At 37.1% G+C, this 26,914-nt stretch carries 26 protein-coding genes; 12 read left to right on the top strand and 14 right to left on the bottom strand.

Going from position 1 to position 26,914, the window contains the following annotated elements; all coding sequences use genetic code 11:
- Window positions 1–4: 4 nt before the first annotated feature.
- Window positions 5–1,651: a DUF6377 domain-containing protein gene (locus tag PEDSA_RS08155; RefSeq protein ID WP_013632679.1), complete on the top strand. Its 1,647-nt coding sequence runs from the start codon at window positions 5–7 to the stop codon at window positions 1,649–1,651.
- Window positions 1,652–1,739: 88 nt separating this feature from the next.
- Here the strand turns inward: PEDSA_RS08155 and PEDSA_RS19535 are convergent, their stop codons facing one another.
- The 5 genes from PEDSA_RS19535 to PEDSA_RS08130 all read right to left on the bottom strand — a co-directional run bounded on the left by PEDSA_RS19535 (window position 1,740) and on the right by PEDSA_RS08130 (window position 8,813).
- Window positions 1,740–2,603 carry a polysaccharide lyase gene (locus tag PEDSA_RS19535; RefSeq protein ID WP_013632678.1) on the bottom strand — a complete coding sequence of 288 codons (864 nt, stop codon included), beginning with the start codon at window positions 2,601–2,603 and terminating at the stop codon, window positions 1,740–1,742.
- A gap of 7 nt (window positions 2,604–2,610) precedes the next feature.
- Window positions 2,611–4,173, bottom strand: coding sequence for a serine hydrolase domain-containing protein (locus PEDSA_RS08145; RefSeq protein WP_041537019.1), 1,563 nt, complete (start codon window positions 4,171–4,173; stop codon window positions 2,611–2,613).
- Window positions 4,174–4,592: 419 nt separating this feature from the next.
- Window positions 4,593–6,866 (bottom strand): catalase/peroxidase HPI, encoded by a 2,274-nt coding sequence (gene katG / locus PEDSA_RS08140; protein WP_013632676.1) that lies wholly within the window; start codon window positions 6,864–6,866, stop codon window positions 4,593–4,595.
- A 206-nt stretch (window positions 6,867–7,072) separates the two neighbouring features.
- A complete protein-coding gene (locus PEDSA_RS08135; protein ID WP_013632675.1) occupies window positions 7,073–7,642 on the bottom strand; it encodes a pentapeptide repeat-containing protein in 570 nt (189 codons plus the stop codon).
- Window positions 7,643–7,652: 10 nt separating this feature from the next.
- Window positions 7,653–8,813 (bottom strand): MFS transporter, encoded by a 1,161-nt coding sequence (locus PEDSA_RS08130; protein WP_013632674.1) that lies wholly within the window; start codon window positions 8,811–8,813, stop codon window positions 7,653–7,655.
- Window positions 8,814–8,950: 137 nt separating this feature from the next.
- On the opposite strand from PEDSA_RS08130, the gene PEDSA_RS08125 reads away from it, so the two are divergent.
- Window positions 8,951–9,532, top strand: coding sequence for a PhnA domain-containing protein (locus PEDSA_RS08125; RefSeq protein ID WP_041537353.1), 582 nt, complete (start codon window positions 8,951–8,953; stop codon window positions 9,530–9,532).
- A 96-nt stretch (window positions 9,533–9,628) separates the two neighbouring features.
- Here PEDSA_RS08125 and PEDSA_RS08120 read toward each other — a convergent pair whose 3' ends face one another.
- The 7 genes from PEDSA_RS08120 to PEDSA_RS08090 form a co-directional block, all read right to left on the bottom strand.
- Window positions 9,629–10,177 carry a ferritin gene (locus PEDSA_RS08120; protein ID WP_013632672.1) on the bottom strand — a complete coding sequence of 183 codons (549 nt, stop codon included), beginning with the start codon at window positions 10,175–10,177 and terminating at the stop codon, window positions 9,629–9,631.
- A gap of 222 nt (window positions 10,178–10,399) precedes the next feature.
- Complete coding sequence (locus PEDSA_RS08115) at window positions 10,400–13,501, bottom strand: efflux RND transporter permease subunit (protein WP_013632671.1); 3,102 nt, start codon at window positions 13,499–13,501, stop codon at window positions 10,400–10,402.
- Between the two features lie 2 nt (window positions 13,502–13,503).
- Window positions 13,504–14,586: an efflux RND transporter periplasmic adaptor subunit gene (locus tag PEDSA_RS08110; protein ID WP_013632670.1), complete on the bottom strand. Its 1,083-nt coding sequence runs from the start codon at window positions 14,584–14,586 to the stop codon at window positions 13,504–13,506.
- 2 nt (window positions 14,587–14,588) lie between these two features.
- A complete protein-coding gene (locus tag PEDSA_RS08105) occupies window positions 14,589–15,845 on the bottom strand; it encodes a TolC family protein (RefSeq protein ID WP_013632669.1) in 1,257 nt (418 codons plus the stop codon).
- A gap of 68 nt (window positions 15,846–15,913) precedes the next feature.
- Window positions 15,914–17,275 carry a HAMP domain-containing sensor histidine kinase gene (locus tag PEDSA_RS08100; protein WP_013632668.1) on the bottom strand — a complete coding sequence of 454 codons (1,362 nt, stop codon included), beginning with the start codon at window positions 17,273–17,275 and terminating at the stop codon, window positions 15,914–15,916.
- Window positions 17,275–17,952, bottom strand: coding sequence for a response regulator transcription factor (locus PEDSA_RS08095; protein WP_013632667.1), 678 nt, complete (start codon window positions 17,950–17,952; stop codon window positions 17,275–17,277). Before PEDSA_RS08095 ends, PEDSA_RS08100 begins: the two co-directional genes overlap by 1 nt.
- A gap of 54 nt (window positions 17,953–18,006) precedes the next feature.
- On the bottom strand, window positions 18,007–18,453 hold the full coding sequence (locus PEDSA_RS08090) for an RrF2 family transcriptional regulator (RefSeq protein ID WP_013632666.1): 447 nt from the start codon (window positions 18,451–18,453) through the stop codon (window positions 18,007–18,009).
- A 120-nt stretch (window positions 18,454–18,573) separates the two neighbouring features.
- Between PEDSA_RS08090 and PEDSA_RS08085 the strand changes: the two genes are divergently transcribed.
- From PEDSA_RS08085 to PEDSA_RS08075, 3 genes are all read left to right on the top strand, one after another.
- The gene (locus tag PEDSA_RS08085; RefSeq protein WP_013632665.1) at window positions 18,574–19,035 is read left to right on the top strand and encodes a MaoC family dehydratase; all 462 of its coding nucleotides are present in this window, start codon (window positions 18,574–18,576) and stop codon (window positions 19,033–19,035) included.
- Between the two features lie 46 nt (window positions 19,036–19,081).
- On the top strand, window positions 19,082–19,522 hold the full coding sequence (locus PEDSA_RS08080) for an META domain-containing protein (protein ID WP_013632664.1): 441 nt from the start codon (window positions 19,082–19,084) through the stop codon (window positions 19,520–19,522).
- A 204-nt stretch (window positions 19,523–19,726) separates the two neighbouring features.
- Window positions 19,727–20,392, top strand: coding sequence for a hypothetical protein (locus PEDSA_RS08075; protein WP_245546862.1), 666 nt, complete (start codon window positions 19,727–19,729; stop codon window positions 20,390–20,392).
- A 198-nt stretch (window positions 20,393–20,590) separates the two neighbouring features.
- Here PEDSA_RS08075 and PEDSA_RS08070 read toward each other — a convergent pair whose 3' ends face one another.
- Window positions 20,591–21,286: a class I SAM-dependent methyltransferase gene (locus PEDSA_RS08070; RefSeq protein WP_013632662.1), complete on the bottom strand. Its 696-nt coding sequence runs from the start codon at window positions 21,284–21,286 to the stop codon at window positions 20,591–20,593.
- A gap of 60 nt (window positions 21,287–21,346) precedes the next feature.
- On the opposite strand from PEDSA_RS08070, the gene PEDSA_RS08065 reads away from it, so the two are divergent.
- Window positions 21,347–21,565, top strand: coding sequence for a DUF3820 family protein (locus PEDSA_RS08065; RefSeq protein WP_013632661.1), 219 nt, complete (start codon window positions 21,347–21,349; stop codon window positions 21,563–21,565).
- Window positions 21,566–21,658: 93 nt separating this feature from the next.
- Here the strand turns inward: PEDSA_RS08065 and PEDSA_RS08060 are convergent, their stop codons facing one another.
- Window positions 21,659–21,994, bottom strand: a complete 336-nt coding sequence (locus PEDSA_RS08060; protein WP_148233518.1) for a hypothetical protein — start codon at window positions 21,992–21,994, stop codon at window positions 21,659–21,661.
- A gap of 326 nt (window positions 21,995–22,320) precedes the next feature.
- Between PEDSA_RS08060 and PEDSA_RS08050 the strand changes: the two genes are divergently transcribed.
- The 6 genes from PEDSA_RS08050 (at window position 22,321) to PEDSA_RS08025 (ending at window position 26,913) form a co-directional block, all read left to right on the top strand.
- Window positions 22,321–22,845: a hypothetical protein gene (locus PEDSA_RS08050; RefSeq protein ID WP_041537015.1), complete on the top strand. Its 525-nt coding sequence runs from the start codon at window positions 22,321–22,323 to the stop codon at window positions 22,843–22,845.
- A gap of 352 nt (window positions 22,846–23,197) precedes the next feature.
- Window positions 23,198–23,272 carry an LPXTG cell wall anchor domain-containing protein gene (locus tag PEDSA_RS20575; protein ID WP_083811775.1) on the top strand — a complete coding sequence of 25 codons (75 nt, stop codon included), beginning with the start codon at window positions 23,198–23,200 and terminating at the stop codon, window positions 23,270–23,272.
- A gap of 324 nt (window positions 23,273–23,596) precedes the next feature.
- On the top strand, window positions 23,597–24,442 hold the full coding sequence (locus tag PEDSA_RS08040; RefSeq protein ID WP_013632657.1) for an RteC domain-containing protein: 846 nt from the start codon (window positions 23,597–23,599) through the stop codon (window positions 24,440–24,442).
- Window positions 24,443–24,692: 250 nt separating this feature from the next.
- Window positions 24,693–25,046, top strand: coding sequence for a helix-turn-helix domain-containing protein (locus PEDSA_RS08035; protein WP_013632656.1), 354 nt, complete (start codon window positions 24,693–24,695; stop codon window positions 25,044–25,046).
- 12 nt (window positions 25,047–25,058) lie between these two features.
- Window positions 25,059–25,367, top strand: a complete 309-nt coding sequence (locus PEDSA_RS08030; protein ID WP_002978404.1) for a helix-turn-helix domain-containing protein — start codon at window positions 25,059–25,061, stop codon at window positions 25,365–25,367.
- An 85-nt stretch (window positions 25,368–25,452) separates the two neighbouring features.
- Window positions 25,453–26,913 carry a DUF3945 domain-containing protein gene (locus PEDSA_RS08025; protein ID WP_013632655.1) on the top strand — a complete coding sequence of 487 codons (1,461 nt, stop codon included), beginning with the start codon at window positions 25,453–25,455 and terminating at the stop codon, window positions 26,911–26,913.
- Window position 26,914 lies beyond the last annotated feature (1 nt).

Genomic DNA, 26,914 nt, shown 5'->3' with positions numbered 1-26,914 from the left:
ATGTATGAAAGGATATCTATTTTTATTCTTGTTATTGTACGCCGTTCCTATTTTTTCTAAAAGTCAAATCGATTCGCTATTAGAAGATTTAGATAATAAGGTGAAAAAAAACTCAATTTACATTGATTTGAAAGAATCAAAAATAGAGGAAATTAAATCTGAAAAACAAAAAACACGGATATCCAGAGTTGAACTTTACTCTTTGAATAAAGAATTGTTTAAAGAGTATAAGTGTTATATATCGGATTCTGCTGTACATTATTTGAATCAGAATTTAGACATAGCCCACGCTTTAAAAGATCAGTATAAAATTAATGAAACCAGTATCGCAATGTCAGCGTTGTTTGTCAGGTTAGGGATGTATAAAGAAGCATTTGATTTTCTAGCAAGTGTGAAAAGAAGCAGCTTTGATGGCAGACAGAAACTAGATTATTATTTAGCTTATAGGGAATTATATTTGGGACTTGGTTCTTATGCTCGCAATAACAGGGAAAAAAATAATTATTGGAGAAATACCAAATTGTATAACGATACTTTAAAGACTTTGACTTTGAGTAATTCCGAAGAGTATTTAAGGATTATAGAAAGGGATTTTAGGGAAAATAAAGAGATCGAGAATGCGCTGAAAATTAATGGAGAAAGGCTGAAATTAGTTAAAGAATACTCGCCGGCATATGCTTTAATAACTTTCCACAGGTCTTTGATATACAGGAAGGCGGGAGACGTTTTAAATGAGAAGAAATATCTGATCTTGTCTGCAATTTCTGATGTTCAATTGGCTATAAAAGACAACGCATCGATTCCGATATTGGCAAATATATTAATGCAGGAAGGAGATATAAACCGGGCTTATACTTATATCAGATTCTCATTAGAAAATATTAAAGATTATAATACAAGGCTTAGAAGTTCTGAAATATTGAACATTCAAACTATCATTGATAAGGAATACCAAACCAGGAATGACAAAAAGAATAGCCAACTGAGGGCCTTTCTTTTAGCAATTAGTGTTCTTTCTATTTTGCTGATTGTATCTGTAATATCTGTGTATAAACAGATGAAAAAAGACCGGGCAACCAGTATAAAGTTAAAAGAAGTAAACGAAGAACTGAATTCTCTCAATCAAAAGCTACACGATATCAATGAAGAATTGAAAAAGAAAAATCATCAGGTGGCAGAAGCTAACCATATCAAAGAAGAGTATATCGGATATTTTCTGGATGTATGTTCAAAATACATAGATAAGTTAGACAATTACCGAAAAATGGTGTATAAAAAGATGCAAGATAGACAATATGAAAGTTTGCTTAAGATTTCGAAAGATATTAGCTTAAAAGAAGAGGAGTCTAAAGAGTTGTTTGCAAATTTTGATAAGATGTTTATTAACCTGTTTCCCGATTTCGTGGAAAAATTTAACTCATTATTATTAGATGATGAAATGATTTTTCTTAAGAAAGGCGAGGTATTAAATACCGAGTTGCGTATATATGCTTTGATGAGGTTGGGTATAAGTGATAGTAGTAAAATAGCTAGTTTTTTAGGTTATTCAGTAAATACCATTTATAACTACAGGACTAAAATGAAAAATAGAGCAAAAGTCTCCCGTGATGATTTTGAACCCCGAGTTAAAGAAATCGGGGACTTTAGTTAATCCGCCTATCAGCAAATAAGAATCTCCACCTCGAATTCAAAAGGGCGGAGATTCTTATCAAAGGTGATGGGAAGTTTTTAAGAGCTTTTTATATTGCTATTCTTTTGAAAACCAGGTCGTCGTAGTAAATATATCCATCGGTAGTTGCTTGCCAATATTCCTGACTTCCACCTCTAAATGTGTGAAATGTAATGTATTTGACTTTTCGGTAGTCATCGTTTGTAGTCCATCTAAGCACCTGATTCAATAGATTTACCCCATCAATTTCATAAGAAACCAAACCGTCCGTATTTGACCCCGTATTACTTTTTACCTTTATTTTTACAGTGTACCAGGTATCTGTATTAATCTGTTTGCTTTGTTTTCCAAAACTATTTCCACAGTCTTCGGGCATATCTTTATAATATACATAAGGTCTGAAATACGAGCCTGTGGTTACATAGTTTGTTTTGCTTCCAGTTGCATTGTACCACATTAAACGAGCAGTTCCTCCTAAACCGTTATCTGCTTTATTACATCCGGTATAACCGTTTCCAATATGAAAGCCGAAGCCAACTTTACCACCTCTGCTCCAGTCAAAATTAGTAGCGAACCGAATTTTAAAAGAAAGTTCATATTCAGTTCCGTCTGGTATGTCTATGTTTACAATATTTCCCTGTGATAAAGAATTTGCAGGAATTCGCACCCTTGCCTGATTACTGGATATATCTATATTCTGCCAAGTCATTAAGATAGACCCTCCGAAATCTGATTCGGCTTGTGCTTTCGTATAAGCACCATCAGCTCTGTTGAAATTGATTGTTTTAGTTTCCGGATCTTTATTTGATGGAGTTTTTATGTCATTATCGATGACAAAGCTGTTTTCCGCACTTTTTTTACAGCCTAAAAAAATAAGCACAGGTATTGCAGCCAGTAGGAATACGTTCAGTTTGTTTTTTTTCAGTTTTATCATAACGTTTTTACGGTTTGTTTTTCTCTTCTATAACTTCTATACGTTCATTGAGGTATTTTACAAAAGCCAATCTATCTCCTGATTTATCAGGAAGTGTATTGGCTTTTGCTATATTTACACGGCATTTTTCTATATCCTTATTAAAAAGATACGCTTCTGCAAGATTCAGATAAGTTTTTGATGAAGTAGGGTATTCTTTAGTGCAAAAGGTGAAAAATTCTATAGCCTGAGGAACCAGCTTCGCCTGGTGCAATAGGTTTGATCCAAACTGCAAAGCAGCTTTTTCTGAGAAATCGTAAAACTCCGGCTTTGTTTTAAGATTTTGAAAACAAGTAAATACAGAATCCATACTGCCGGTCTCTTTAAGTTTTTTTCCGAGAGTTATGTATATAGGAGCTTTTGCCTTTAAGTCTGTCTGATTATTAAGCCAGGATGCCAGTAAGCCCGAAAATTTAGCGGGATCAAAATTGCTGTTGATATTGGTAATAATAATCGTCCCTATCTTCTTAGAGGGGATTAAGACTAACTGACTACTGAAGCCACCAAACTCGCTAGATTTAGTGAATACCTCGATGCCTTTAGCATCTTTATATACATCCCAACCAAATCCGATACCAGAAGTAGGGGTGCTAAGGAACTGTGCTTTAAGAAAATTTTCGCCAAATAATCTTGTATTGTTGTCTTGATTTAATATATGGTGTATCCAGGTTGACAAGTCTTTTACAGATGCATGCAGGCCAATACTTCCGCCATTTTCTCTGTTATAGGGGTAAATGTCTTTTTGTTTGTAGCTATAATCTAAAAAGTCGGTTGTAGAAAATGGTCTAGCGACTTTTTTTGTTTTATAGAAGTAAGACGAATCCATTTTCAATGTAGTGAAAACGCTTTTTTTAATATAGTTTTCAAAAGGCTCGCCCATAACCTTGCTGATTACGTCGGCCAAAATGTCGTAATTGTAAGGCGAACGTAAGATTTGAATTTCAGGAAGGTTCCATTTAGGCAATTGCGATGCAATACTTCTCGTCGTTGTCTCGGGGGCATTTTGTTCGAAAGACGGAGTATCATAAAATAAGCTATAATTGTCTATACCAGAAGTATGTGTCATCAAATGTTTAATCGTAATATCTTCATAACCATTTCCTCCCATTTTAAAATAAGGGAGATATTCTATGACCTTATCTTTTATGTCAATCTTTCGGAATTCGGCTAATTTCAGTACGGAAAAAGCCAGCATAGGTTCTGATAAATGGCCCATCGAAATAGGTGTGTTAATAGTGAGTCTCTCGCCATTGTTATTCTTTATACCAATAGTATTGCTGTAAACCGAATCTTTGTGAACTATAGCAAAAGCTAATCCAGGAATATTGTATAGCTCTTTTATAGCATTAGCAAAGGAATCAAGAGTATGTATTCTTGATGAAGAGAAGTTAATAGGTTCTCTTGATTTATTTTGGCAACCAGAAAGTGATAAGTATAATAAAAATAGGATAGAAGCGAAACAAGCGATTAATTTTTGCCGGAAAGTTTTTTTAATCTGTAACAGAAAATTGTCTGATTTTTTGATTCTCATAATTGGTTGTCGGCTTCGGAACTCTATTTCTCCGGATCTTCCCAAACCTAAATACTTTTGCTGTAACTTATATTTAAGTGAAATAAAAAGTGAAATAAAAAATGAGCTTTGTTAGGTTTAAGATGTTGATATACAGTTTTTTGATTTGATTGTAGTTCCGGGAAAAGGTAGTGGAAAATTAGTCTTTTAAATAAAAAATGACCCGCACTTTTAGCTGTGGATCAATTAAATATAGATGTATAAACAAGTTAAGTAAAAAAGAGGATGTATCTAAGTCGAATTTTTAAGTTGAGCGCCAATCTATTCTCGGGTAACCAGTCGAAGCATTTCTGTACGATTCAAATGCATTTCGACTTTCCTCAAATTGACAATCTCGATTAACGATACATCCTCTTTTGAGAATAATATTTCCAAATAAACTATTTCAGATCGAATCGATCCAAATTCATTACTTTATTCCACGCAGCAACAAAATCATTTACAAATTTTTCCTTTGCATCGTCGCTTGCATAAACTTCTGCCAAAGCTCTCAATTCGGCATTAGATCCAAAAACTAGGTCGTTTCTGGTTCCTGTCCATCTGGGTTGACCGGTTTTACGGGAAGTGCCAAGATAAAGTTCTTTAGATTGATCCATCGCCTTCCACTCGGTACCCATGTCCAGTAAGTTTACAAAAAAGTCATTTGTCAGTTGTCCCGGACGGTCGGTAAATACACCATGTTTAGAACCGTCATAATTTGTGTTTAAAGCGCGCATACCACCTATTAAAACCGTTAATTCCGGAGCTGTTAGCGTCAATAAATGCGCTTTGTCTATTAATAGTTCTTCTGTAGAAACTGCGTGGTTTTTGTATTTACGGTAATTTCTAAAACCGTCAGCAGTAGGTTCTAAGTATGCTATAGAGTCAACTTCTGTTTGTTCCTGAGAAGCATCTGTACGTCCGGGTGTGAAAGGAACGGTTATATGGTGACCAGCATCTCTAGCTGCTTTTTCAACTCCGGCTGCGCCGGCTAAAACAATCAGGTCCGCCAAAGAAACTTTCTTTCCAGTTGTAGCATTAAACTGATTTTGTAATCCTTCTAAAGCCCTCAATACTTTATTCAATTGTGCCGGGTTGTTAACTTCCCAATTGTTCATCGGTTGCAGACGTATGCGGGCACCGTTTGCACCTCCACGTTTGTCTGATCCGCGGAAAGTGGATGCAGAGGCCCATGCAGTTGATACCAATTCAGAGACAGATAATCCCAATCCTAAAATCTGTTGTTTTAAAGATTCAATATCTGCCTCATTAATCAGCTCATGATCTACCGGAGGAACAGGATCTTGCCATATGAATACTTCCTTAGGGACTTCTGGACCTAAATAACGTTCGCGTGGTCCCATATCGCGATGTGTTAATTTAAACCACGCTTTGGCAAATGTATTAGCAAATTCTTCAGGGTTATCTCGGAAACGGCGTGAGATTTTTCCATATTCAGGATCCAGACGTAGAGAAAGGTCTGTTGTTAACATTCGTGGCTTAATTTTTTTATTTGGATCGTGAGCATGAGGGATAATCTCTTCTGCATTTATGGCCTCCCATTGATGAGCTCCCGCAGGAGATTTTGTTAGTTCCCATTCGAAATCGAACAGATATTCAAAGAATAAATTGGACCATTCTGTAGGTTTGCTTGTCCAGGTAACCTCCAGTCCGGATGTAATGGTATCAGCCCCTTTTCCGGTTCCGTAGGAGTTATGCCAACCCAAACCCTGCATTTCCATATCGGCAGATTCAGGCTCTTTACCTACATTATCTGCAGGCGCAGCGCCATGAGTTTTACCAAATGTATGCCCCCCAGCTATTAAAGCAACTGTTTCTTCATCATTCATGGCCATACGCCCAAAAGTGTCTCGTATGTCTTTGGCTGCTAAAATCGGATCTGGGTTTCCATCGGGGCCTTCCGGATTTACGTAAATTAAACCCATTTGTACCGCCGCCAGAGGATTCTCTAAATCACGTGAATGAACATCTCCATCAGCGTCATCATCAGAAACCAAAACACCATGGTTTTCAACAACACCTTCGGAACCATGAGCATATCGTACGTCACCACCTAACCAGGTTTTTTCAGAACCCCAATACACATCTGTATTTGGTTCCCAAACGTCTTCACGTCCTCCGGCAAATCCAAGGGGTTTGAATCCCATTGATTCTAAAGCGACATTTCCCGTTAAAACTAATAAGTCGGCCCAAGAAATTTTACGGCCATATTTCTGCTTAATAGGCCATAACAAACGACGGGCTTTATCTAAACTAACGTTATCTGGCCAGGAATTTAGTGGAGCAAAACGTTGTTGTCCTTCTCCAGCGCCTCCGCGACCATCCTGAACACGGTAGGTACCTGCGCTATGCCAGGCCATACGGATAAATAACGGACCATAATGTCCAAAGTCGGCCGGCCACCATTCCTGAGAGTCGGTCATCAAAGCATGTAAATCTCTCTTTACAGCTTGTAAGTCTAAGCTTTTAAATTCTTCGGCATAATTAAAACCTTTATCCATTGGATTTGATTTTGTATCATGTTGCCTTAATATGCTAACTTTTAATTGGTTTGGCCACCAATCTCTGTTTTGCGTACCTCCACCTGCAACGCTGTTACGTAATGTTCCATTGTGAAATGGGCATTTGCTGATGTCGTTTGATTCTTTTTCCATGTTTATGCTTATTAGTTTAAGATAATAACAACAATTGATTTTATTCGATTGTTCTCTAAATTATCTTTTTTAGAGCAATAGTGAAAATCAATTAATTTTATATATCTATAATAAAAAACTATATGAGATGCCGATTTATATCAGAGAGGCAATTAGGAAAGACATATCCATAAGGCTTAAATTTTTGCTTTTGATAGCGACGATTTTTATTCTATATCAATATTATATTTGACTAAAAGCCCCGGTAAACCATTTATAGAAAATTTTGCTTTTTTGATATAATTATTGTCGGGATCAAGTTGGTAACCATATGAGGTTCGAAAATCTGCCTTTTCCAAAATAGTATTGTCAAAAATGGCGGCATTCATATTACAGTTGTCGAATTTAGAACCGGTTAAATCGCCCTGAGAAAAATCTACATTTTCTAAAATCGTGTTCGAAAATGATGTTTTTCGGATTTTGTTTTGAAAAAAAGAGGAGTGGCTTAAATTGCAATTGTCAAAATCAAAAGACAAACCAAAAGCATTGCAGTTATCGAAACGTAATCCCAGCATTTTGCAACCTTTAAAACGGACCTCTCTAAATGCAGTATCCAAGGTTTTGGCCATACTCAAATTACATCCGATAAATTCGCATTCCATAAATTTTATTTGGGACATATCAGTTTCATAAAAATTGCAATTCACGAAAATGCAGTTTTCATACTCAGAAAATGCTTTTATATCTGCTGAATTGAAATCTACATTTTCGAATGTTTGGCTTTCTATATATCCCATAAAATCAAAACTAATTATTTTGAGGCTTTTTATTGAGGACTAAAAAGCTAAATGCCAAAAGCGCCCCGCTTAATGCCATCCCTATTCCAACTAATAAAGGCGAATTATAGGCAAATCCATACACTAAAGGAAGTCCTCCAAAATAAGCACCAAATGTATTTCCAATGTTAAAACTGGCTTGTCCGGCCGCTGCGGCCAATGTTTCGGAACCTTTGGCGGTACCAATAAGCATCATTTGCAAAGGAGAACCTATCGTAAAAGACACAATTCCTGTCACAAAAGACATCATATAAGCCATGGGTGGTATATGTGATGTAAAATAGACGATTACCAGTGAAGTTGCCATACAACTAAAACAAACAATAGCTGCTTGTGTAGATCCAATAGTATCTGATAATTTTCCACCAATTAGATTACCGAAGAACATTCCCAGTCCTACTAAAATCATAATAACCGGCACCTGATTTGGGTTTAGTTTTGCAACATTTGTCATTAAAGGAGCGATATAGCTCAGCCATGCAAAAAGTCCTCCGGTCCCTACAGAAATTACAGCAACCAAAAGCCATGCTTTCCAGGTTTTGAAAAACTTTAGCTGGCTTGTTAGAGAAGTATCGCTATCGCTTTTTACATCTGGAAGCCAAACTTTAATCGCTAACATAGTAGCCAAACCAAAAAGCGCTATTACGGCATACGAAATTCTCCAGGAAAAATGATGTCCGACAAATGTCCCTAAGGGAACTCCTGCTAAATTGGCAATGGTCATTCCGGTGAACATGATACTGATAGCCTGGGCTTCTTTTCCACGTTCGGCAATTTTTGCAGCTACCACCGATCCTACACCAAAGAAGGCACCATGAGGCAAACCTGATAGAAATCTCAAAATCAATAAAGAATTATGTTCAGGTGCAAAAGCAAAAAGACCATTAAAAATCGTAAATAGAAGCATTAAACCTATTAATACTTTTTTTGACGGGTATTTAGAAGCCAGCATAACCAGTAAAGGAGCACCAACTACAACTCCAAGGGCGTAAAGTGCAATTAAATGGCCGGCAGTAGGGATATCTATTTGTAAATCTTTTGCAATATCGGGAAGGATTCCCATCATGGTAAACTCTGTCATCCCAATAGCAAAAGATCCGAAAGCCAAGGAGATTAAACTTTTTTTCAACATCACGGTGAGCACAAATTAAGGACGCAAAGATACGTGTTTGAATGCCACGAAAAGGTAAAGATTATTTAAAATGTGTAGAGATTCTATCAAAGATTATCTCGCTTTTAAATGTTAGATTTGAATTTTATAATAGAAAGATGAAATTAGAACAAGAGTTAATAGCGAGAAGCGGAGGGACATGCGAACTTTGCCATTCTACAGAAAATCTAACTGTTTATGAAGCGAAACCAGAATCGATTACAACAGTAGATACAGCATGTTTAGTTTGTGATAAATGTTTGAATCAGATAAATAAAACCGAGCAGCTAGAACCCGGCCACTGGACGGTTTTAAATGAAACTATGTGGAGCGAAGTACCGGCAGTGCAGGTTGTTGCATGGCGAATGCTGAACAGATTAAGAAATGAAACCTGGGCACAAGACAGTTTGGATATCCTTTATTTGGATGATGCGACTTTAGAGTGGGCTAAAGCTGCAGGTGATGAGCATTTGGATACCGACGTCGAAATCCACAAGGACAGTAACGGCAACCAGCTTTTTGATGGAGATTCGGTTGTATTGGTAAAAACGCTTGATGTTAAGGGATCTTCATTAAGTGCCAAATTAGGAACTGTGGTAAAAGGTATTCGACTAGATCCGAATAATCCTGAATATATAGAAGGTAGGGTAGAAGGCCAGATGATTGTTATTTTAACAAAATACGTTAGAAAGCAATCTTAACAGCGAAGATTGAATATATAATATAAAAAAAGAGGTTGTTTTACCGCTAAATGGCAGGAGAAACAACCTCTTTCCTTTGTAGGCTCTAGTATATATTTATTCCAATGGATTTTCTTCATCTGCCGTTGGAAACTCTTGCCCTGTACCTCCAATATCTTTATTTAATTCATAAATAGAAGCATAAGAAGCTTCTTTTCCGCCAGCAAGATTAACTTTATCCAATAAGGTTAATGCAAGTTTTTCTTCCTCTCTTTGTTCGGCTACAAGCCATTGTAAAAAGTTAAAAGTTGCCCAATCTTTTTCTGCCATACTAAGATCTACCAGTTTGTAGATAGCTTCGCTATTTTCTATTTCCTGTTTTAAAACCGTTTCGAAACACTCTTGTGCATTTTTTGGTTCGGGTTCAGGTTTTGGTATAGCTTCAATGGTTACTTTTCCACCTCTTTCCTGGATATATTCCATAATCTTCGCCATATGAACACGCTCTTCCTGACTGTGTTTTAACAAAAAGGCAGAAATGCCATCTAATCCGGCATCATCTGCCCAACTGGATAGCATTAAATACACCTGGGCAGCAAATGCTTCTAATGTGACTTGTGAATTGAGCGCTATGCTCATTTCCTGAGATAGTCTATTGGTTTGCATAAGTAGATTGTTTTGTTTGTGATACTTATTCAACCTTTTACACAAAAATTGGTTTTGTTTATTTAAAAATAGGACGGCGAAAATAAAAATGGCTGTCTCAAAAAATCCTACATTTTTGTATACTACGAAAAATGAGAGTTCTTAATTTGATACAGCCTTTGATCGAGTATTTAAATGGGGTCTTCTTTGATAAAAGACCCCGAGCAAATTGAGGTTAACCAGTTATTTGCTTTTTTGTCTTTTCTTAATAGCCATATAATAGATAATTGGAAAAACCAGTAAAGTAAAAATAGTAGCGGTAATAGAACCTCCTATAATTACTACAGCAAGTGGTTTTTGACTTTCAGAACCAATACCCGTACTAATTGCTGCTGGAACCAACCCGATTGCAGCCATCAGAGCGGTCATGATAACCGGCCTGGTTCTAATATGTACGGCTTTCTTTATAACGCCTATCAGTGTGTCTTCCGCTTTGGTAATTTGCCGCTGTATTTCTGCAATAAGTATCACACCGTTTTGGATACAAATTCCCGAAAGCGCAATGAAACCAACACCTGCGGATATACCGAAATTTATTCCGGTTAAATGCAATGCCAGTATCCCGCCCACTAATGCGAAAGGAACGTTGATGAGTACATATCCTGCATCTTTTGCATTTCCAAACATGACAAACAGCAGAATGAAAATCAGTGCTATACTAAAAGGAGCTACCTGTGCCAAACGATTGCTCGCTCTAACCTGATTTTCAAATTCTCCTTTCCAGTCAATCTTATAGCCGTCAGGAAGTTTTATTTTTTCTTTTACCTGTTTTTGGGCTTCAGCTATGGTGCTACCTAAATCTCTTCCTCTGACAGAAAACTTAACTCCAATAAAACGTTTGGTATCATCCCTATAAATAAATGCTGGCCCGGTAACATGCTCTATCTTGGCAACTTCTTTTAAAGGAATGGTATTCCCGGTTATCGTTGGAATCATCAGCATTAAAATGTCATCCTCATTTTTACGGAATTCTTTATCATACCTGATTCTGATATCAAACTTTCTGTCTCCTTCGTATTTTTGAGTAGCCGTTTTACCGCCAATAGCCATTTCTATAACCGCCTGAGCATCGGCCTTGGTTATACCATTTATTGCCATTTTTTCTTCGTCAAGATGTACGCTCATTTCGGGTTGTCCCAAATTTTTCAGTATGCCGACATCTTTAATTCCGTCTATGTCTTTGATAACTTCCAGTACCTTCGAGGCATATTCATCCAGTTTGTTTAAATCCTCGCCATAAATTTTAATAGCATTGGAAGCCTTTACACCAGCTGCAGCCTCGGCAACATTATCAATTATTGGTTGAGAGTAATTATAAGTTATCCCCTGAAATTTGGAAAGCTCAGCATCCATTTCTGCAATAATTTCTTCCAGACCAAAACCTTTACGCCATTCTTTTTTAGGAACCAGATCTACCTGAAATTGTACAAAATAGAAACCGTTAGGATCTGTTCCGTCGTTACTTCTACCGGTTTGGGATAAAACATCCCGCACTTCTGGAAAAACCTTCAATTTTTTTCTCAGTTTACTTGTCATCTCTACGCTTTCGGTAAGCGAAATACTCATTGGCATTTCTGCAGTTACCCAAAGAGCTCCCTCATTTAATTGCGGAAGAAACTCTGTTCCTAACCATTTTGTTGAAAGAACAGATAATACAAAGCTTATGACTGCTAGAGCTAAAGTGAGCTTTTTTCTTGCGAATGTCCAATTGAAAGCTCTGGCAATCATGTTATTGATAGAGCGTGTAAAAAAGGTCTCTTTTTCTTTCACATTCTTTTTAAGAAGGATAGAACAAAGTAAAGGAACCAGAGTTAAAGTGAAGATTAGCGCACCTAACAATGCAAAACCTAGAGTCCAGGCCAGTGGTGAAAACATTTTGCCTTCCACCTTTTCAAAAGAGAAGATAGGAAGAAGCGCAGATATGATAATCAGTTTGGAGAAAAATATAGCTTTCCCCATTTGTCCACCCGTATTTTTGATCAGTCCTAATTTTGAAAGTTTGTTAAACTTAGGCATTCCAATTTTATGCGCCTTATGGTCTAAAGCGACAAAAATACCTTCAACCATTACGACGGCACCATCTATAATAATCCCAAAATCTACTGCACCAAGGGAAATCAGGTTGGCACTCAATCCTTTTAGTTTAAGCATCATAAAGGCAAAGAGTAGGGACAGGGGAATTACAATGGCAACAACCAAAGTGGTTCGCCAATCGGCCATAAATAAAAATACAATGGCAGTTACAAGTATAATACCTTCTAACAAGTTGGAAAGTACGGTATGCGTACAATAAGCCATCAGATTATCCCGATCATAAAATGTGACCATCTTTACATCTGATGGGAGAATGTTGTCGTTTAGTTCTGCTATTTTCGCTTTAACGGATTTTAAGACTTCTGTAGGATTCTCGTTTTTTCTCATAACAACAATCCCTTCAACAGCATCGTTATTGTCATTAACACCAACTTGTCCTACACGCGGAGCGCTGCCTATTTTTATCTCGGCAACATCCTTTACCAATAATGGATTCCCTTTGTAAATATCAACTATGGTGTTTTCGATATCTTTGATATTATCGATAAGTCCAATACCTCTAACAACATAAGACTGTCCGTTTTTTTCAATTACATCACCACCTACATTCAGATTAGATTTACTTACAGCCTCGTAAAGTTCAAGAGGGGTTAAGTTGTATTGCTGGAGTTTTAAGGGATTAACAGAAATTTCATATATTTTTTCCTGTCCGCCAAAGGCTACGATATCCGCAACTCCAGGAACTCTTCTCAACTCTCTGTCGATAACCCAGTTCTGGATAGTTAATAAATCCCGGGTATCTCTTTTATCACTTTTTAATGTATATCTGAAAATTTCACCGGTAGGTCCGTATGGAGGCTGTACATCAGGATCTACACCTTCCGGCAATTGTACATTTACCAGAAGATTATTTACCTGCTGTCTGGCAAAAAAGTCTTCAACATCGTCTTCAAAAATAATATTGATTACAGATAGACCGAACATTGTTATGCTACGTACATTGGTTTTTCGCTGTACGCTGTTCATGGCAATTTCTATAGGAGTGGTAACAAACCTTTCTACCTCTTCGGCACTTCTCCCATTCCATTCAGTAACAATGGTTATTTGTGTGTTTGTAACGTCAGGAAAAGCTTCTATAGGTATCTTTATATAGCTGGCAATTCCCAATAAGGTAAGTATAGTTACGGCGAAGAATGTAAAAAACTTATTTTTTAGAGAAAAGCCTATTATTTTTTTTATGAAACTATTCATACTTAATCGTTTAATGTGTTATAAATCATCAGACCACCTTTAGAGATAACCTTTTCTCCTTCTTTAACACCGCTACTTAAATACGATATGTCATTAAGACTTTTATAGACTTCTACTTCTCTTGTTTCGATATGGTATTTGTCTTTAAATACCATGGTCCAGTATCTGTTTTTATCAAAAATTACAGCTTCTGCAGGTACGGCAACCATTTTATTGCCTTCGTCGTAACGAACGTTTACCGTACAGTTCATCTGAGGTTTTAGTCTAAAATCGAAGTTGGGGATGCGCACCCTGATTTTCATAGATTTCGTTTCAGGATCTATCACACTATATATTTTTTCAATCTTTCCTTCATAAGGATGATCCGGAAAAGCCAGCGTATTTATAGTAACATCATAATTGGTTTTTATTTTTGCGATATCAGATTCATTTACGTTCGCTATCGCCCAGATCTCTTTAATATCTGCTATAAAGAATAAGGGTTCAGAGCGATCAGATTTAATTTGATCGTTAATGGTAATGTCTTTATTGATGATAAAGCCGTTGAATGGCGCTAAAATATTGTAAGTTGAACCGTCCTTTAGTCTGTAAATACTGTGGATATCGTTTATTCTGGCTAATTCTGTTTTAGCTTTGGCAAGTTCATTCTTAGCTAAAATCAGATCTTTTTCCGAGTTCAGTTTACCTTCAAAAAGATCCTGTGCTACCTGCAGGTTTTTTTCAGCAATAGCAACATCGTTTACCGCATCTAATTTTTCTTTCTGAAAAGAAGCAACTTCACTACTTTGTATAACAGCAAGTACCTGGCCTTGCTTAACATAATCGCCTAAACCTACGTTAATACTTTTAACAACTCCGCTAACAATAGAGTTAACTTCTGCTATCCTGTTATTGTCGGCGTCTATTTTACCAAAAAGTCTGATTTCGTTTTTGACATTTTCTAATTTGGCTTCTTTAAATTCAAGCTGAGCAGCCATTTCGTCGCTTAAAGAAAAGGCGTTATTAACCTCTTCAACAGGTTTGGAATTGCAGGAGGCGAGTGCAATCAGTAAAATTGATGCCTGGATATAGTTTTTGATATTCATTTTTAATAAATGTCTTTTCCGGTTAATAAATTAAGTTCCTGAGCGCTGTCTACAAGCTGTGTCTTAATTCTTGCCAGCTCTGTTAGTGCATCGTTGTAGGCTTCGAAAAAATCCAGAAATTCAATGATCGAAACATTTCTCTTTTTGAAATTATCGTTCATTCCTTTAAGTGTTTCTTCAAAATCGTTATCGTAAAGTTTTTTAGCTTTCTGATATTCTGATACTGTCTGTCGGTAAAAAGTATAAGAATTCCGAAGCTTGTTATGCAGTTCACTTTCTAAAGCTTTAAACTGATATTCGCTTTCTTTTAATTTAAATGTTCCTGCTTTTATATTTCCCTGGTTTCTGTTCCAAAAAGGCAGACTCAAGGAAATCCCGGTTCCAATCTCATTTTTAAAAACCGAGCCTTGCTGATCATAATTTGCGGAAATACTAAGGTCTGGAATAGCCAATTTTCTTTGGTAGGTCAGGTATTGTTGGGCTAGAACTTTGTCCTTTTCCAATAAAAGTAGTTCGGGTTGGTTTCTGTTCATTTCCTCGGTCAAAGCGGGTAAACCAATCGATTTGATATACTTGCCAAAATCTGCATCAGAAAAGTCAAAAATAATTTCATCCTGTAGATGAAGAATAGTTTGTAATTCACCTTGTGCGTTCAGATAATCTTTGAAAAGTTCAGCTTTACTATTGTTCAGTTTAAGATATGCACCTTTTAACCTTACCAGGTCTTTTGCAGGTAAATTCCCTTTTCTAACCTGAATGGTATTGGATTCCAATAGCTCATCCAATAGATTAAGCTGGGCATCATAAATCGCAAGTAGTTTTTTTTGCTGGCCAACGTTAAATAAGTTGGAATAAAGCTTAAACCTTAATTCCCTCACCAGTTTCTGAAATTCAATTTCTGCAATACTGGCGTTGGTTTTAGCCATCTCAATTTCAGCCTTTCGTTTGCCACCCAATAGCAGAAGCTGTTCAATTTCAGCTGTTTTTTGTCCGGAAGACCCTATGTGAAGAGCCTTCTTATTTTCTGGGTCATAAGCAACGAAACCAAGTGAAAATGTTGGGTTTGGGTAAAGTTTGGCTTGCAGAATTAAGGCCTTTTGAGCCTCGATATTCATTGTAGATGCCAGTAATAAATAATTTTTTTCCAGAAAAATACTATCGGCCTGTCTGATATTAATCTTAACCGGATCTGCAGCAAAACTACTTATAACGATTGAGGTTAATAAAAAAGTTATAACCGCTTTTGTTTTGTAGTACATCTTTTAAAGAGTTTTATTAGGCAAAGGACTTTAAAACGACCTTAAAAACTCCTTAAAATCAATAAATGTTAGCTTAAAGGAAGGACAATAATGAATTTGTTTCTGTTTTGTCTTGTGCTCTGGTATTGTATTGTTCCGTGATGAAGCGTTAGAATTTTATGGATAAATACCAGACCTAAGCCAAAGCCACTTTTTCCAGAACTGTTTTTTCCTCTGAAAAAGTGCTGAAATAAAAAAGGTTGCTCGCCTTTTTCGATAGTTTCACCCATATTTTCGAGACTTATGATTACTTTCCCGTCTTTAGGTGTAATTTTGAGCTGTGCTTTTTTATCAGGACTATAGTATACAGCATTTTGGAACAGATTAATAAAAACCAAACGCATTAAATTATAGTTAGCCTTAATCATCAGGTTTTCTTCATTATCAAGCTCGGCATATTCTACGTGTAATTTAAATTCCGGATGTATCAATTCTATCTCGTCCAGAACATCAAAAATCAATTCATCGATTCTGAATTCGCTTAAATTAAGTGTCCGATTAGCCTCGGTCTTTGATATTTCCAATAGCAGATTAATAATCTCACTTAGGTTTTTAGTGCTTTCCTTTTGACCTACAATTAGTTCCTGTTTTAAAATAGGGTCTTGTTCTCTTTCTATCCGATCGAAATTAGAAACAAGAATAGATATCGGAGTTTTTAGTTCGTGAGATATGTGGTTAATGGCATTTTTTTGAAAAGAGAAAGCTTCTTTGAGCCGCTTCACCAGCAAATTAAACTGATTTGCCAGAATACTCATCTCATTTTCGGCCTCGTGGAAAACCAATGGTTGAAATTCCTGATCGAAATCGAAGTTTTTTATTTTATCAGTGATGCTCTTTACCGGTTTGGTGATTTTTTTTGACAGATAAAATGAAACTAAAATAACGATAAAAGAAACTAGAAAGAACGTTGCTATAAGCACACTCTTTAAAAAGTTAAGCTTCGTATAACCATAAACGTCATAGGCCTTACTTATTCCGTAATAGGCGAGGTCATTTTTTCTAAGATAGATACTAACTACGTCGTATAGTCCGTCTTTTGTTTCAATCCACGGCTGGCTTTCAGATAATTTATTTAGTAGATCCCGACTATAAGGTATTTTTGTATTGTCGACACTGGTATAAATAAGCGATTTGCTGTTATCAAAAATAAGCAATTTTTCATCCAGCATTTCATTGATCGAGTTTCGATCCAGATATTCAACGATATCCTTATCTGCCCTTTTGATTTCCGCAAGGAATTTTAAGGTAAGATGTATTTTTTCTTTCTGTCTCTGCTGAAAATCTTCTTCCCGGTATTCAGAAAACAAAATGTAAATAACCATAAGAGCAATGGCTACCAACATAACTGTAACAGCTGAAAAATAGATAAGTATTTTTTTACGGATGCTCATTATTCAAAATAGTACCCATATCCAACCTTGGTTTTTATAGATTCCTGTCCAAAAGGTTTGTCTATTTTTTTTCTTAGGAAATTGATGAAAACCTCGATAGTATTGGTATTCACATCTACAGAGTTACCCCAGATTTCTTTTATTAGATCATTTTTAGAAACAAGTTCTCCTCGACAACTAACCAATTTCAAAAGTATCTGAAATTCCCGTGGAGTGAGGATAATATCTTTTCCCTGTCTGTTTACTTTTTTTATCTTGGTATCAATGATGAGATCGCCAATCTTAATGGTATCCTGTTCGATATTTGTTCCTAGTGTGGTACTGCGTTTCAAAAGCGAGTTAACTCTCAAACTAAGTTCTCTCATATAAAAAGGTTTAGTCAAGTAGTCATCTGCCCCCGCATTAAAACCCGCCACTTTATCATCCAGTTCGCCAAAGGCAGTCAACATGATAATAGGAGTGTATTTATTGTATTGCCTGAAATCTTTGCAAAGATCTAAGCCTGTTTTTCCCGGAAGGTTTACATCCAGAATAATACAATCGTATTGATTTTTACGGAGCATTTTCTCTGCGAGAATTCCATCGTAAACCGTTTCTGTATGAATATCATTTTCAGAGAGGGCATCACATATGTTTTTACTTAATGTCGGATCGTCCTCAATAATCAATATTTTCATACCTTACCTTATATTTATGAATAAGATGTAGCTGTTCAGCTATAATTCGGGTTGTTATCCCTCGGATAGATTGCCTCCTAATTCTTTTTCCTTTGCAACCAGGTCTGCAATACTAGTATGTCCCATAATTTCTATGCTTGCATCCCTTACACGCCCCATCATTTCCCTGATGCTACAGGTTACCTCGTCCACACATTCTTCACATCTCTGGTAAAAATTTAAGCTAACGCATGGCAATAGTGCAATTGGTCCGTCCAAAATACGGATGACGTTTACCACCATAATCTCGGAAGCAGGCTTCACTAAAAAGTAACCACCTCCGGCCCCCATACGGCTACCCAGTATCTGGCCCCGCTTAAGGTCCAATAAAATTGCTTCCAGAAAACGCTTAGGTAAACCTTCCTGTTTAGCTATTTCAGCAATTAACATTGGTTTGTTTTCCCCATTACGCGCTAAGGCCATTAAAGCCTTTACGGCATATTTAGTCTTTTTCGTTAACAAATCGATGCTTCTTTTTTACAAAAGTATCAATTTTAAATTCCAAAAGCCAATGTCAAATTGGCTATACACTATTTTAGAAATAGATTGTAACTTTGGCCCCTTAATTAGGATTATATTTTCATGTTAACAATTAACAATTACGAAGAATTTGCACAACATCTAGGACAGGAGCTTGGATGTTCTGATTATCATAAAATTACACAAGAGCAAATAAACCTGTTTGCAGATGCTACATTGGATCACCAATGGATTCATACAGATGAAGAAAAGGTGAAAACAGAGAGTCCGTTCAAAGCAACTATTGCTCATGGCTACCTTACACTTTCTTTAATTCCTTATTTGTGGAAACAAATTGTAGAGGTTAGAAACCTTAAGATGGAAATAAATTACGGTATCGAAAGTCTAAGGTTTGCGCAGGCTGTGACAGTAAACAGCGAAGTGAGATTAAAGACTAAATTAGTTGGAATTGCGAATCTAAGAGGAGTAACTAAAGCGAATATTGGAATCGAACTGGAGATAAAAGATCAGAAAAAGCCGGCTTTCACTGGAGAAGTAGTCTTTTTATATCATTTTGAATCTTAAAACGAACAAAATTAATTTGTAGTTGTTCTTTTCTAAACTGAATACAATGAGGAAAATTATAGCATTGGGCAGTATCTGCCTTACTATGTTTTTTGCTTCCTGTTCCAATCTGAAGGAATTAAGCAACGGGAGTAAAGTAAATCCGAAACTGGCAGGCGAATGGGAGTTGTTTTATATAACAGGACCAAGAATTACTTTTGATGGACTTTATCCACACCGTAAACCAATTTTATCTTTTGATTTGGATAAGGCCAGAGTTAGCGGAAATACCGGATGCAACTCATTAAATGGCGAATTGAAAGCTGAACCGGAAAACAAAATTTCTTTTAAGAAAGGCCTCGCATTAACTAAAATGTTTTGTGAAGGCATAGGCGAACATACCTTCTTGAAAACTCTGGACCAGGTCGAAACTTACACTATAAAGGATAGTACTTTAAGTTTATCTTCGAATCTGGGAGTGTTAATGAAATTCAAAAAGAAAAAATAATAGAAGTGCTGTCTGGAAATATTTGATAGTATGGCCATCACTTTTTAGACAGCACTATTTTATTATGAATTTCTTCCCTTGTAATATTAAATCTACCTTTTCTACGTTCTAGTGGTTTTACCTTAGATATTTATGAAACTCCTTTATTGCGGACTTTTTTTTAGCCTGATTCTCCTATTATTCTCCAGTTGTTCCACTGTGTATATGCCAAACGTACCTGTAGTTCCCATGTTTACAGAGCAAGGCCAATTTCATGCAGGAGGACATATCAATCTCAGAGGAAATATAAATGGAAATATTGCTTACTCATTTTCGGACCATATAGCGGGCTTTGCAAATGCTTCTACGTTAAGTACTAACGGAACAAGAAAAGATGTAGACCAGAAGTTGTGGGAAGCTGGTATCGGCTACTTTGATGTATTTGGTAAAGATAAAAAACGAATATTTGAAGTATATGCTGGATTTGGAAAAGGAAATACAGACAAAACATATAAAGACATTACCTACGATGGTCCGGTTATAAAAGACCTGATAGATGTTGATTTTAATAAAATTTTTATTCAGGTAAATTATACGTCTGAAAAGAAAAAAGATCTGAAATTGTTTGGGTCAAAACATCCGCTCAATTTTGGTACAGCTCTTAGATTGAGCCACGTTTCGATGACTAATTTTAAACTGAATGGTGTGGATCATCCTTTAGAAGATAACGTGTTAATAGAACCCATTTTTTATACGAGAATGGGATTATCGAAAAACTTTCAGGTACAATATACTAACGGGATGAATATTGGATTAATTCATAGGAACTATATGAAGGCTGGAAATACAGTATTTACCCTGGGAGTAGTTTATAATATTGGGATGAAGTAAAAGAGAGCATCTCTTCCGGCTGGGGCTGTCTCCTACATTTGCTGGTACAAACATGGGAGACAGCCACTTTAAACATACTTTATTAAAGATACATGCTTTATTCCATAGGCGTCTGACTTGGGATTATAACAAAATGTTGTGCATCCAGATCTCACATCTAATATCTCAAATCTCACGTCTCATATCTAAGCCCCAATCTCATTTCAAAGTAAGCCGGGCAAGATACTGGTCATTCCCGTCGTCAAATAAAATTTCCATTTTGTAGCCTAATCTTTCGGCCATCTCCTTCATGAGATCGTGTTCGATATAAACCCAGGTAAACCATTCACCCTTTTTTCCTTTATACTCGTATTGATAATCTATTTCTCCAAAATAGCCTGAGTCGTCGTATGGTTTAGTTTCATACAAGTAAGAAACGTCCGAAGAATCAAACAGGATTTGGCCATTCGGATTTAACAATTTTTTTGCATGTTCAAGAAATACTTCCACCTGATCAAGATATTCACAAAATCCAATGCCGTTCATCATAAGCAAAAGCGTGTCGAACTTTTCTTCTTCGAAAGTGAATATATTCGTATTTATAATCTTTTTTACTCCGCGAGTTTTCATTACTTCACATGCCCCAGCGGATAGCTCAAGAGCGGTAACATCTAAACCTCGTCGTTGTAAGACTAAGCTAATAGCACCTGCACCTGCACCAATATCCAGTACCTTTCCTTTACTCAATCGAATAGCAAGAAGTTCTAAATCAGATAATTCAAATTCTTTTCTGAAAAAAACATCCACAGGCATTTCCTCGGCTTCTGCGTAGTTATTATGTAGCCACACAGTATCTATTTTATTTCCTTTAAATTGATAATCCTTTAAAAAATCTCCGTAAATATCTTTTTCCATACCAAGGGGAAATTAGCAAAATTTATATCAAGTTGTAGAAGAATATGCTTTATTTTGAGCATGGATTCTAAAATACTGCTGGAGCTTGTAAAAGTGAAAATGCCCTTTGGTAAATATAAAGACTACCTGCTATGTAATTTGCCAGTTAGTTACCTGGAATGGATGCAGAGTAAAGGTTGGCCCTCAGGCAGATTAGGACAACAACTGGCTACAATTTATGAAATTAAAATAAATGGATTAGATTATATTTTGCAGCCTTTGAAAGATGGCAAGTTTTAATTCGACTTATCTAGTTGATAATGGATATTTGCTGGTAGCAACCGACGTAATGAGGCGAAGAGCTTCATTCTTCGCATAGGCATTCTACTAATATTATTGACGCTGATATTTTATTCTTTTTTCGAAAAAGAACCAAAAACATTTTCTTTTTATGGCTTTGGCTCTGGCCTTACGCTCAGGGAAAAATGACATCGCACCAACTTTTTCTTCAAAAAGGATATAAGGAATATCCTTTTTGAAGAAAAAGAGGCTCGGTTTTGCAGTCCGCTCTAAGTTACAACCATTTTTACAAGGATCATTGCAAATTTGTACTTCCATTGATAGTACGCACTCGGCATTATAAGATTTGGATGCAAAATCGGATAAATCTTTATGCACAAACAATAATACGCCACTGCCAAGCAATCCAATGTGTTGCAAAAGCTTCACGAAGCAATAACATTCACACATATCCGGATTGCGCCAACGAAAGATTTATTCAGATGGAGCGACAAAGCTTATACGCCACGGCTCTTTGGTTCTTTCCAGCTGCAGGGAAAGAACTAGGCCAGCCGCCGGCCATGAGGCGGACTGACATTCACGCTTCGCATAGGCATTCTACTAATATTATTGACGCTGATATTTTATTCTTTTTTCGAAAAAAGAACCAAAAAACATTTTCTTTTTATGGCTTAGCTCTGGCCTTACGCTCAGAAAAAAATGACATCGCACCAACTTTCCTTTGCTACCCTGCTTTTTGAAAAAAAACTATCCAATTGAGCAAAGAAAAGAGGCTCGGTTGTGCAATCCGTTTCCAAGTGCAACCATTTTTACAAAGGACATTGCAAGTTTATAATTCCTTGATAGCACGCACTCGGCATTATAAGATTTGGATGCAAAATCGGATAAATCTTTATGCACAAACAATAATACGCCACTGCCAAGCAATCCAATGTGTTGCAAAAGCTTCACGAAGCAATAACATTCACACATATCCGGATTGCGACAAAAAAAGATTTATTCAGATGGAGCGACAAAGCTTATACGCCACGGCTCTTTGGTTCTTTCCAGCTTCAGGGAAAGAACTAGGCCAGCCGCCGGCCATGAGGCGGACTGACATTCACGCTTCGCATAGGCATTCTACTAATATTATTGACGCTGATATTTTATTCTTTTTTGAAAAAGAAACACCTAGCCTGCGGCAGGCAGGAAAACATTTTCTTTTTATGGCTTTAGCTCTGGCCTTACGCTCAGGGAAAAATGACATCGCACCAACTTTCCTTTGCTACTCTGCTTTTTGAAAAGAATCTATCCAATTAGCAAAGAAAAGAGGTTCGGTTTTACAGTTCGCTCTAAGCTACAACCATTTTTACAAGGATCATTGCAAATTTGTACTTCCATTGATAGTACGCACTCGGCATTATAAGATTTGGATGCAAAATCGGATAAATCTTTATGCACAAACAATAATACGCCACTGCCAAGCAATCCAATGTGTTGCAAAAGCTTCACGAAGCAATAACATTCACACATATCCGGATTGCGACAAAAAAAGATTTATTCAGATGGAGCGACAAAGCTTATACGCCACGGCTCTTTGGTTCTTTCCAGCTTCAGGGAAAGAACTAGGCCAGCCGCCGGCCATGAGGCGGACTGACATTCACGCTTATAGGCATTCTACTAATATTATTGACGCTGATATTTTATTTTTTTCGAAAAAAAGATTAAAATAGCTTAAAGTAGCTAATAAAGAGTAGTTTACAAGAACCGAAAGTACTATCGGTAACGATTTAGTAATGGTGCTTACTGCACTCGCTTTCATCTGATTACCTTGTAAATCATTACTGCAAATTTAATAAAAAAAGGGTTAAGTCGAAAGATGCTTAACCCTTTTTACGTTTTTATATCTATCAAATAGTGAGCGATTTGAAATAAATCTTCCCCAATATGGGGGCACTCTGTGATAATGGTCTCATTAATATTTCCAAGTTTTGGCAAATCAGTAAAGATGTAATCCGAAACAATTAGTGATAACTTCTAACAAACTAAGCTATGGAAATCGTGTTGCGCAAAATATTATCTGAAATTCAGCACCAGGAAGACAAATTGTCTTCTCAAATGATGCAAACTGCGGACGAGGCTTACCAAATGACCTTATTCTTAAAGGAAATGCTGTTTACTATAAAGATGAAAGTCTTGCAGACCGGATTTAAGGACGAACGGCAGGAAATCAATTTTTTCAAGAAAATCAAACCGCAGATTTTAGGAAAACTTATTTATTACAATAAGGTATTCCGCATTGAAACTACCTGCCCCGTAAGTGCAGGGAGAATACACCAAAGTTATTTTGAAAACCAACTGAAAATTCTGAAATCCGAATACAAGGAAAGCATATCCAATGAGGATTTTTACAGGTACTATCGTGCAGGCAGAACTGACCGTGACCACAGTTATTTCAGGCTCGGAAAAATCAATTACCACGATGGTCTAAAAAGTAGTGTATTTGAAATTGACCTTAGCTTTTCTACTTATTACGATAACAAAGTTGCCCATATTATAGCCAATGAATTACTTTATACTTTCTTGCTTACCAAAATAAACCCTGAAAAAAATCCCGATACCATTTCAATAAACGGTGATGGAAACAAAGACATTTCGTGGACGAACTCGCAAAATGCACTGATAGAATTGATTTACGCCCTGTATGTTTCCAAATCTATTGCATACGGGAAAATAGGCATCAGGAAATTAGCATTGATTTTCCAAATCCTCTTCCGAACGCCCTTGAACGATATACATCATTCTTTCCACCGAATGAAAACAAGGGCAGGCTCCCGAACGGTGTTTTTAGACCAGCTCAAAATTTCCCTCGAAGAGTATATGGATAAAGACCTTTAGCAACATCAGCACGGGTGTTTGAAAGCAGTACACAAAATGTACTGCTTTTTCTTTGCCCATATATGCCAATTGGCATATATGGGCAAAAGGCTACTACAAAATAACCGAAACACGCTAAAACCCTTATTAAACAAGGGTTTTTCTCATTGCAAAAAATTTGAAAAAAAGTGCCAAACCAATGGGTACGCATTGGCAGACAAACACTGCCACACTTCTGAATTTTGTACTGTGAATATTAAACAATAGTGCAATGAACATTATAACAGTTGACGAAGAAGTGTGGAAGCACCTCAACGAACGGTTGAAAGCCATTAGCGAATATATCCTCAAACTGGAAGATACAAGCTACGATAGCTTATGGCTCAACAACCACGAAGTCTGCCAGTATCTCCACATCAGCGAAAAAACGTTGTGGCGTATGCGCACCAACGGGCAGATAGCTTTTTCAAAAATGTACGGGCAGTATTACTATACGATTGGTGCTATCAAGGAAATGCTCAACGCTAACGCCGTGCAGACGACCGATGAATATGTGGAGCAGCTTATGGCGAAAGGCAAAAGCTATATCGAGAAAGGCAGAAAGCTGAAATCAGGTAATCATTAAAAGCGTACCCGTATGAATATCGACAAAATGGAATTTGTGGCGTGGATGGAACGCATAATGGACAGGCTGGACATTCTTGGCAACCACATAGACGATTTACAAAAGAAGCGCAACAGCATAGACGGCGAAGAGTTACTGGATAATCAGGATTTATTGCAAATGCTGAAAATCAGTAACCGTTCCCTGCAACGGTATCGCTCCATAGGTAAGCTCCCTTATTATACCATTAGCGGAAAACTGTATTACAAGCTATCCGATGTGCATCAGTTCATCAGGGAAAGTTTTAACCCTCCGTTACCTAAACTGGATGCCAATAAGTGACAAACGCTGCCTTTGAGTGCCACATAAAGCAAATCAGTGAAGGCTTCCTTTACATTCGATCGTGAAATTTTGAAATTTTCAGATTATGAGCGAAGAAACAACTAATAAACAGGAAATGCCCGAACAGCTTTCGGACATCTTACTCGTACTGGATAAAGAGAAAATGAAAATCCAGGCAGTAAAGAGTATAGACGAAAACGGGAAAATGGAAACCGTTGACCCCACGAAGAAAAATCAAAACCAGTTTATGCGTGTGGATAAAAGCGGTGATTTCTTTTCCAACTTCTTTTCCAATTTTTTCAGCCAGTTAAAGAACCCTACAAACTTTACTTTCTTCAAAGTGCCTGCCTCGGTTGCTGCTGAAAAAGCAGAGGAATTACAAAAGCACGTAGATAAGCCCACTCCACAGGGCGAAAAAGTGCTGAAAGAACACGAAGTGAAAGCAGAACCCCAACCCGATAAAAAACAAGAAAATCAAAATAATATGGCAACAGCACAAACAACAACGGAAACAAGCGAATATCGCTACAAGCCGGAGCAGATTGATTGGGACACAATGAAAAACCTCGGATTGAGCAAAGAGTATCTTGAAAAAAGGAACCTGCTCGACCCTTTGTTACGAGGTTATAAAACCAATGAGCTTTTACCGATAGGTATCAACCTCGGGGGCTCTATCCTCCGCACGGATGCCCGCCTGTCTTTACAGCAAGCGGAAGACGGCAATGTTATCGTGGCAATACACGGTATCAAAAGAGAACCTAACCTCCACTTTGAATTTTTCGGTCACAAGTTTACGGACGAAGACAAGAAAAACCTGCTCGAAACGGGTAATATGGGGCGTGTCGTCAATTTGGTAAACTCCAAAACAGGCGACCTGATGCCGTCCATTATAAGTATTGACAGGCTGACCAATGACGTGGTTGCACTGCGCACGGAGTTTATAAAAATTCCCGATGAAATTAAGGGCGTAAAGCTGAATGACGAACAAAAACAAACGCTGATGGAGGGCAAACCGCTCTATTTAGAGGGTATGATTTCCTCGAAAGGAACGGAGTTTTCGGCAACTGTACAATTCAATGCGGACAAACGGTATGTTGAGTTCCTGTTTGACAGAAGCAACAACAATCAGCAGGCGCAAACGAACCAACAGAATACCCAACAAAGCAATCAGCAAAGCCAACCGCAAGAAGCTCCAAGAACTTTCAGGGGCAAAGAACTGGATGATGAGCAGTACAACAAGTTCAAAGCCGGACAAACCATATACGTTGAACTGAAAGACAAAAAAGACCAACCGTATAAGGGTTATATCACGTTCGACAAAGATACCGGAAAGACCAATTTTGAGTTTCCCGGTCAGTACAAAGCACGGGTAGAACCTGCCGAAACTCATAAAACACAAACTGCCGTCAATTCGGAGGGTAAAACCAACGAAGCGACCAAGAACGTCCAAGAGCCTTTGAAGTCCGGGCAGCAAAGACCGAAAAACGAGAAGCAGCAGGAGCAACAGGATAACAAGCCTGAAAAATCCAAAGGCAGAAAAATGTAAT

Origin of the sequence: Pseudopedobacter saltans DSM 12145 (assembly GCF_000190735.1) — a bacterium.
GTDB lineage: Bacteria > Bacteroidota > Bacteroidia > Sphingobacteriales > Sphingobacteriaceae > Pseudopedobacter > Pseudopedobacter saltans.
Note: the sequence above shows the minus strand (reverse complement) of the source record. Positions and strands in the feature narration are given on the sequence as shown.